Annotated in this window: 6 protein-coding genes and 1 pseudogene; 5 read left to right on the top strand and 2 right to left on the bottom strand. The window is 66.6% G+C overall.

Translation table 11 applies throughout. From position 1 onward, the window contains the following. The 4 genes and pseudogenes from AC1Q6V_RS04810 to AC1Q6V_RS04795 all read left to right on the top strand — a co-directional run. Positions 1 to 132, top strand: a pseudogene (locus AC1Q6V_RS04810) (allantoinase); the annotation flags it as partial. Next, the gene (uraD, locus tag AC1Q6V_RS04805; RefSeq protein WP_010809176.1) at positions 129 to 647 is read left to right on the top strand and encodes a 2-oxo-4-hydroxy-4-carboxy-5-ureidoimidazoline decarboxylase; all 519 of its coding nucleotides are present in this window, start codon (positions 129 to 131) and stop codon (positions 645 to 647) included. The pseudogene AC1Q6V_RS04810 and the gene uraD, both read left to right, overlap by 4 nt. A gap of 180 nt (positions 648 to 827) precedes the next feature. Continuing rightward, a complete protein-coding gene (locus tag AC1Q6V_RS04800; RefSeq protein ID WP_011614837.1) occupies positions 828 to 1,895 on the top strand; it encodes a porin in 1,068 nt (355 codons plus the stop codon). Between the two features lie 240 nt (positions 1,896 to 2,135). Continuing rightward, on the top strand, positions 2,136 to 2,381 hold the full coding sequence (locus AC1Q6V_RS04795) for a hypothetical protein (protein ID WP_010809178.1): 246 nt from the start codon (positions 2,136 to 2,138) through the stop codon (positions 2,379 to 2,381). Positions 2,382 to 2,487: 106 nt separating this feature from the next. On the opposite strand, the gene AC1Q6V_RS04790 is transcribed toward AC1Q6V_RS04795, so the two are convergent. Together AC1Q6V_RS04790 and AC1Q6V_RS04785 are read right to left on the bottom strand one after the other, a co-directional pair. Next, positions 2,488 to 4,809 (bottom strand): NADP-dependent malic enzyme, encoded by a 2,322-nt coding sequence (locus tag AC1Q6V_RS04790; protein WP_010809179.1) that lies wholly within the window; start codon positions 4,807 to 4,809, stop codon positions 2,488 to 2,490. A 342-nt stretch (positions 4,810 to 5,151) separates the two neighbouring features. Then, positions 5,152 to 5,775 carry a DUF4136 domain-containing protein gene (locus AC1Q6V_RS04785; RefSeq protein WP_010809180.1) on the bottom strand — a complete coding sequence of 208 codons (624 nt, stop codon included), beginning with the start codon at positions 5,773 to 5,775 and terminating at the stop codon, positions 5,152 to 5,154. Between the two features lie 286 nt (positions 5,776 to 6,061). On the opposite strand from AC1Q6V_RS04785, the gene pepN reads away from it, so the two are divergent. Then, entirely contained in the window at positions 6,062 to 8,758 is a 2,697-nt protein-coding gene (gene pepN, locus AC1Q6V_RS04780; protein ID WP_454750973.1) for an aminopeptidase N, read from the top strand. Positions 8,759 to 8,806 lie beyond the last annotated feature (48 nt).

Below are 8,806 nucleotides of genomic sequence, written 5' to 3'. Positions count from 1 at the left end.
GGCCGCTTCCGCGCGCTGCAGCGCTTCCTCGACTATGTGCAGGGACACGACAAGGTGTGGATCTGCCGCCGTGTCGACATCGCCCGCCACTGGGCCGATACCCACCCCTACACCCCCCGGAACCAAGCATGAGCCAGACCTGCACCATCGCCCAACTCAACACCATGCCTGTCGCGGAGTTCGTGCAGGTGCTGGGCGGCATCTACGAACACTCGCCGTGGTTTGCCGAGACCGCAGCCGCGCAGCGGCCCTTCGCCGACGGCGCAGCGCTGGCGCAGGCACTGCGCAAGGCGGTCGATGAAGCGGGCGAGGCGGCCCAGCTCAAGCTGGTGCGCGCCCACCCGGAGCTGGCCGGCAAGGCCGCCGTGCGCGGCGAGCTGACCGCCGAATCCACGCGCGAACAAAGCGGCGCCGGCCTGAACCTGTGCACGCCCGAGGAGTTCGACCGCCTGCAGTCGCTCAACGCGGCCTACAACCAGAAGTTCGGCTTCCCGTTCATCCTGGCCGTGCGCGGCTACGACCGCCACGGGATCATCGCGGAGTTCGCGCGCCGACTGGAAAACACGCCGCAGCAAGAGTTGCAAACTTGCATCAACCAGATCCATCGCATTGCGCAGTTCCGGCTTGACGACTTAGTATCCGCCTGAGCAAAAAAGCGTCACCTGTATAACAAAAAACGCTGTACCCGATGCCGCCGGCACCCATGCACCACCCCTCACCGAGCCAAGCCAGGCGGCACGAATAAAAGCACCAAGACATTAGAAGAACCCGACAGGGACCCAGTACACAACGTTCCAAGCAGGATCAAAAACCACGGAGGTCTAACAATGCAGAAGCAGTACAAGCCGGCACTAAAGCTGGCGGCAGTAGCGGCTACCCTTTTTTCCGGTGCGGCCATGGCCCAGTCCAGCGTCACGCTGTACGGCCAGGCTGACATGTTCATCGGCGGCGTCAAGAGCCCGGGTTCGGGCGAGCGCGCATGGGTGGCCAACTCGGGCGGTATGCAGACGTCCTACTGGGGCATCAAGGGCACCGAAGACCTGGGCGGCGGCACCAAGGCCATCTTCGACCTGAACGGGTTCTTCCGCACGGACAGCGGCAACAGCGGCCGCTTCACCGGCGACTCGATGTTCAGCCGCAACGCGTACGTCGGCCTGCAGAATGACAAGCTGGGTACGTTGAAGCTGGGCCGCAACACCACCCCGTACTTCATCTCGACCATCCTGTTCAACCCGCTGGTCGACTCGTACGTGTTCTCGCCGACCATCTTCCACACCTACTTCGGTGCGGCCAGCAACGGCGTGGTGGATCCGGGCATCATCGGCGACTCGGGCTGGAGCAACTCGGTGCTGTACTCCACCCCGAACTTCGGCGGCCTGAGCGCGAACCTGATCTACTCGGCAGGCGAGAAGGCAGGTGCCGCGGGCCAGAACAAATGGGGCGGCAACCTGATGTACTTCAACGGGCCGTTCGCCGCGACCGTCGCGTTCCAGCAGGTCCGCTTCAACGCGGTTCCGGACGACCTGTCGGTAGCAGGCCTGAGCCGCCAGGACGCTGTGCTGGGCGGCATCACGTACGACTTCAAGGTGGTCAAGCTGTTCGCCCAGGGCCAGTACATCAAGACCAAGGCCAGCACGGCCGCCAGCGGCGACATCAAGCACACCAACGGTCAGGTCGGGGCCTCGGTGCCGGTCGGTGCCGGCAGCGTACTGGCGTCCTACGCCTATGGCAAGACCGAGAACGCGATCGGTGACTTCAAGCGCAACACGTTTGCCGTCGCCTACGACTACAACCTGTCCAAGCGCACCGACGTCTACGCCGCCTACTACTACGACAAGATCACCGGCATCGAGCACGGCGATACCTTCGGCGTGGGCATGCGTCACAAGTTCTGATGACGTAACCGCCTCACCGGCAGTCCTGGAGCCCGCCCTTCCGGCGGGCTTTTTCATTGCCGCGTTGACATCACACTGCGCCGAGATTAGCCGCCAGAATGCTGCGCCGCGCCATCCCATGCCGTCGGGCAGTATGGATCGGAAGCCGGTATTTCATAGGTGGATTCAATTGGAAGCGCTCTTTGACGCTTCCTAGATTGGTGATCCGGACCTCAAAAACGACATTGAGAGAGGTGATTCATGCGGCGATACCCGAAGACCCGTTCCGAACTGATGGCCATCCTGAACCAGTGCCTCGACAACAACCCCGAGTGCGGCGAATGCGAACTGCACGCGGTGCGAATGCACCAGCCTGACCATACCGGATGCAACTGGAGCGCCGAGGTCGATTTCCCGCAAGAATCCGTCGACAACCTGGGCACGCAGCTCGCCGCGGCCAAGTCGATCATTGTCGTGATGCGCGAGCAGTACAACGTGCTGCAATAGCCACCGATCCCGCAGCGCGCCGTGCGCGCTTGCCGCGGGGCAGCATCAAAGAAAAAGCCGGGTCACCAGACCCGGCTTTTTGCATTGGCTCACGCCCGTCGGGACATCAGCGCACCGCGTTGCTCTCCGCCACGGCCACGGCCGTCATGTTGACGATGCGGCGCGTAGTGGCTTGCGGGTTCAGGATGTGCACCGGCTTGGCCGCGCCCAGCAGGATCGGGCCCACCGTGACGCCCTGACCGCCCGTGATCTTGAGCAGGTTGAAGGCGATATTGGCGGCGTCCAGCGTCGGCATCACCAGCAGGTTGGCGCTGCCGGCCAGCTTGGTCGACGGCAGGAAGTGGCGGCGCACGTCTTCGTCCAGGGCAGCGTCGCCCTGCATCTCGCCTTCCACTTCCAGGTGCGGAGCCACCTTGGCAAGGATCCCCGCGGCCTCGCGCATCTTGCGCGCCGACGGACGGGTAGAGGAGCCGAACATCGAGTGCGACATCAGCGCGACCTTGGGAACGAGGCCGAAACGCGCGATTTCCTCAGCGGCCAGTTGCGTGATCGCGGCCAGTTCATCGGCGGTGGGATCGTCGTTGACGAAGGTGTCGGTGATGAACAGCGTATGCTTTTCCAGCATCAGCGCGTTCATCGCGGCGAACACCTTGGCGCCCGGCGCCAGGCCGATCACGTCGCGCACGTGCTCGAGGTGTGCCTCGAAGCGGCCCACCGTGCCGCACAGCAGCGCATCGGCATCGCCCATATGCATCAGCATGGCGCCGATCAGCGTGTTGGAGCGGCGCAGTGCCACCTTGGCCATGTCCGGCGTCACGCCGTCGCGGCCGCGCAGCGCGTGGTAGGCCTCGTGGTAGGCGCGATAGCGCGGGTCTTCTTCCGGATTGACCAGATCGAAGTCCACCCCGGCCTTGAGGCGCAGGCCGGCCTTCTCGATGCGCATCTGGATCACGTGCGGGCGGCCGATCAGGGTGGGGCGGGCCAGCCCTTCGTCGACCACGGTCTGCACGGCACGCAGCACGCGCTCTTCCTCGCCCTCGGCGTAGGCAACGCGCTTGGGCGCAGCCTTGGCGGCCGAGAATACCGGCTTCATGATCAGGCCGGTGTGATAGACATAGGTGGACAGCTGCTGGCGATACGCCTCGAGATCCTTGATCGGGCGCGTGGCCACGCCGGATTCTTCCGCGGCCTTGGCCACCGCCGGCGCGATCTTCTCGATCAGGCGCTGGTCGAACGGCGTCGGGATGATGTAGTCCGGGCCGAACTTCAGCTCGCGGCCGCCGTAGGCGGCGGCAACGGCGTCGTTGAGTTCGGCCTCGGCCAGCTCGGCAATGGCCTTGACGCAGGCCAGCTTCATCGCTTCCGTGATCTTGGTCGCGCCGCAATCCAGCGCGCCGCGGAAGATGTACGGGAAGCACAGCACGTTGTTGACCTGGTTCGGGTAGTCCGAACGGCCAGTGGCGATGATGCAGTCCGGGCGCGCGGCCTTGGCCACTTCCGGGCGGATTTCCGGCTCGGGGTTGGCCAGCGCCAGGATGATGGGCTTGTCGGCCATGGTCTTGACCATCTCGGCGGTCAGCACGCCGGCGGTCGAGCAACCCAGGAAGACGTCGGCGTCCTTGACGATGTCAGCCAGCGTGCGCGCCGAGGTGTCCTGCGCGTAGCGCGCCTTGTTGGCTTCCATGTTGGCGTCGCGGCCAACATAGATCACGCCCTTGGAGTCCACCACCGAGATGTTCTCGCGCTTCACGCCGAGGCTGACCATGGTGTCCAGGCAGGCAATGGCAGCCGCGCCGGCGCCGGACACGGCCAGCTTCACCTTGGCCACGTCCTTGCCGACCACCTTCAGGCCATTGAGCAGCGCCGCGGTGGAAATGATGGCGGTGCCGTGCTGGTCGTCGTGGAAGACGGGGATGTTCATGCGCTCGCGCAGCTTCTGCTCGATGTAGAAGCACTCCGGCGCCTTGATGTCTTCCAGGTTCACGCCGCCCAGCGTGGGCTCGAGCGCGGCAACGATCTCGACGATCTTGTCCGGGTCGCGCGCGTCGAGCTCGATGTCGAACACATCGATGCCGGCGAACTTCTTGAACAGGCAGCCCTTGCCCTCCATCACCGGCTTGCCGGCCAGCGGGCCGATATCGCCCAGGCCCAGCACGGCGGTGCCGTTGGTGACCACGGCCACCAGGTTGGCGCGCGAGGTGTACTCGGCGGCGGTGGCGGGATCCTTGGCGATTTCCTCGCAGGCATAGGCCACGCCCGGCGAATAGGCCAGCGACAGGTCGCGCTGGTTGGACAGCGCCTTGGTCGCGGTTACCTGGATCTTTCCCTTGGTGGGGCTGCGGTGGTATTCCAGCGCGGCGAGGCGCAATTGCGCTTCAGGACTGTTCGGGGCATGTTGCGGTGCATCACCGCTATTCTTGCTGCTCATTGGCTCGTCCGGAAAATGGCCCGGACCGGAAGCGCCCCTCTCCCCGCCAAGATCCGGCTCAGCCCCGATCGAGAAATCTCAGGATACGGGCCGGCAGCGAAGGACAACGCCTGGCAGCGATACTGGCGATCCCGGCAGACAGGCCGGAAAAATCGAGCAACCATTCTAGCCCACGTGTCCGCGCAAAGTACCACCAGAGCCCGCCTGCAGGCCGCTTTTTGGGTGGATTATTCCAGTTAAACAGCTTTTACCATTGCGTATGCAATACAGGTGCAGACGCATGCCCGTGCATGCATCCGCACGCATCGCCTGGCCGGGACCGCGCGGCCGGCCCCGGCGGCCCTACTTTGCGTTCTTCTCGACCTCGAGCGTCACCCGGCGCGGACGGCCGCTCTCGGCCGGGAAGTCGGTAAAGGCGCTGCGGATCAGGTAGGGCATGACCGCAGGCAGGCTGCCGTTCTCGGTCTGGTTCTGCGCGGTGACCTGGTAGACCCGCTTGCCGCTGGCCGCATCCCTGAAATACACCCGCAGGCTGGAGAACGTCACCGAAATGTCGCGCACCACGGTCTGCGGCGGCCAGTAGCCCGGGCCCCATGGGCCCCACGGACCCCAGGGCCCGTACGGGCGGTAGTAGCCAGGCCCCCAGTACGGGCCCCACGGGCCGTACCACGGGTCCGGGTAGACGGTCTCGGCCACGCGCACGATGCCGGGCGCGGCATCGAAATCCATGCTGACGCGATAGCGCGCCTGTTTCGCCGGCACCTGCTCGAAGCCGATCCCCGCCAGCGCCGTGGCCAGCCACTGCTCATAGGTCTGGCGGTCCAGCTGCGCCGCCTGCTCGGCGCTGCGCTCGAAGCTGTAGGTGCGCGGCGCATCGTTCTGCCAGCCGGGCTGGCGGAACGCCGTGACATCGGTCACCACGGTGCTGGCGCACCCCGACAGCAGCAGCGCCGCCAGCAACGCCATCGCCCCCCACCACCCGCGCGGCCCCGGCCACGCGCCTGCCGCTCCTGCATTGCCGACACCGCCTGCGCGCTGCCACATAGTGCTACCTCGCTTTCCTCTGAATACCCACGTGTCTCTGAGACCACGCCGCCGGCGCGGAATTCCCCGCAGCGTGCCGATGCCGTGCCGCGCCGGGCCGCGCCCCGACCCCTTGGCTACAATGAGGACTTCAGCGCCATGCTTCGCTCGCTGCCGCGCGCATGGCCCGCCCCCTTTCCTAACGGTCTTCCGAAGACAGGATCTTTCCATGCTGCGCACCGACACGCCCGTTACCGTCTATCGCAAAGACTATACCCCGCCGCCGTTCGCCATCGACCACGCCGAACTGGTGCTGGACCTCGATCCCCAGCGCACCGTGGTCACCAGCACGCTGCGCTTCGCGCGCCAGGCCGGCGCGCCCGACGCACCGCTGGTGCTGGCCGGCGAGGAACTCGAACTGATCGGCGTCAGCCTGGACGGCAAGCCGGTCGCCGACGCGACCCAGGATGCCGGCACGCTGACCATCCCCGGCCTGCCGGCGCAGGGCACGCTGGAGATCACCACCGCTTGCCAGCCCGCGGCCAATACCACGCTGTCGGGCCTGTATGTGTCCAACGGCAACTTCTTCACCCAGTGCGAAGCCGAGGGCTTCCGCCGCATCACCTACTTCCTGGACCGCCCCGACGTGATGGCGACCTACCGCGTCACGCTGCGCGCCGACCGCGCCGCCTATCCGGTGCTGCTGTCCAACGGCAACCTGGTGGGCCAGCGCGAACTGCCCGACGGCCGCCATGAAGCCGTATGGGAAGACCCGTTCCGCAAGCCGGCCTACCTGTTCGCGCTGGTCGCGGGCAAGCTCGAATGCATCGAGGAACGGATCCAGTCCGCCTCCGGCAAGGACAAGCTGCTGCAGGTCTGGGTCGAGGCGCGCGACCTCGACAAGACCCGCCACGCCATGGATTCGCTGATCCATTCGATCCGCTGGGACGAGCGCCGCTTCGGGCTGGAACTGGACCTGGACCGCTTCATGATCGTCGCCGTGGGCGACTTCAACATGGGCGCGATGGAGAACAAGGGCCTGAACATCTTCAACACCAAGTACGTGCTGGCCAACGCGCAGACCGCCACCGACACCGACTTCGCCAATATCGAGGCGGTGGTCGGCCACGAGTACTTCCACAACTGGACCGGCAACCGCGTGACCTGCCGCGACTGGTTCCAGCTTTCGCTCAAGGAAGGCCTGACGGTGTTCCGCGACCAGGAGTTCTCGGCCGACATGATGGGCTCGGAATCCGGCCGCGCGGTCAAGCGCATCGAGGACGTGCGCGTGCTGCGCCAGGTGCAGTTCCCCGAGGACGCCGGCCCGATGGCGCACCCGGTGCGCCCCGACAGCTACGAAGAGATCAACAACTTCTACACGGTCACCGTGTACGAGAAAGGCGCCGAAGTCGTGCGCATGTACCAGACCCTGCTCGGCCGCGAGGGCTTCCGCAAGGGCATGGACCTGTACTTCCAGCGCCATGACGGCCAGGCTGTCACCTGCGACGACTTTCGCGCGGCCATGGCCGATGCCAACGGCCGCGACCTGACGCAGTTCGGCCTGTGGTACAGCCAGGCCGGCACCCCGGTGGTGACGGCGCGCACGGACTGGAACGGCGACGACGGCAGCCTGACCCTGACGCTGTCGCAGCGCTGCCCCAAGGTCGGCATCGAGACCCGCGCCGGCACGCTCGAGAAGCAGCCCTTCCATATCCCGTTCGCGCTCGGACTGCTTGGCGCAGACGGCAAGGACCTGCCGCTGCAGCTCGAAGGCGAAAGCACGCCCGGGGCGACCACGCGCGTGCTCGACTTCACGCAGGCCGAGCAGAGCTTCCGCTTCATCAACCTGCCGCGCGGCGCCAGTGCCCCGCTGCCCTCGCTGCTGCGCAACTTCTCGGCGCCGGTGATCGTCGATGCCGAGTACACCGACGCGCAGCTGACCTTCCAGCTGTCGCACGACAGCGATGCCTTCAACCGCTGGGAAGCCGGCCAGCGCCTGGCCACGCGCGCGCTGCTGCAGCTGGTGGCCGAGGTCCAGGCCGGGCGCGAGCTCAAGCTCGATCCCGCGCTGGTGCAGGCCATGCGCGCCGTGCTCACCGACGACACGCTCAACCCCGCCTTCCGCGAACAGGCGCTGGTGCTGCCCGCCGAGGCCTACCTGGCCGAGCGCATGGGCGTGGCCGATCCCGCCGCCATCCACCGCGCCCGCCAGTTCATGCGCGAAGGCCTGGCGCGCGCGCTGCAGGCCGACTGGCTCGCCGCCTACGAGGGCAACGCCACGCCGGGCGCCTACTCGCCCGATGCCACCTCCGCCGCCAGGCGCGCACTGCGCAACCTGGCGCTCGGCTACCTGGCCGACGGCGGCGATGCCGCAATGCAGGCGCTGGCCGAGCAGCAGTACCAGAACGCCGACAACATGACCGACCGCTTCGCCGCGCTGTCGGCGCTGGTCAACAGCTTCGCCCCCGGCCGCGAGCACGCGCTGGCGGACTTCTACGAGCGCTTCGAGGACGACCCGCTGGTGATCGACAAATGGTTCTCGCTGCAAGGCATGCAGCGCGGTGAAGTCGGCCCGCACGCCGGCAAGCGCACCATCGACACCGTGCTCGCGCTGATGGAGCACCCCGCCTTCAACCTGCGCAACCCCAACCGCGCGCGTTCGCTGATCTTCAGCTTCTGCTCCGGCAACCCGGCCCAGTTCCACGCCCAGGACGGCTCAGGCTACCGCTTCTGGGCCGACCAGGTGCTGGCGCTCGACGCCATCAACCCGCAAGTGGCGGCGCGCCTGGCGCGGGTGATGGACCGCTGGCAGAAGTACGAACTGGCGCTGCGCGACCGCATGCGCGCCGAACTGGAACGCGTCGCCGCCAGCAGCACGCTGTCGCGCGACGTGCGCGAGATCGTGGGCAAGGCGCTGGCCGCCTGAGCGGCGGGAACGACACAAGGAGGCCCGCCAACGCCCCCTTTGCCCGGC

It is taken from the genome of Cupriavidus sp. GW823-FHT07B10, from assembly GCF_058794355.1.
This window is presented reverse-complemented; position numbering and strand designations above follow the sequence as displayed.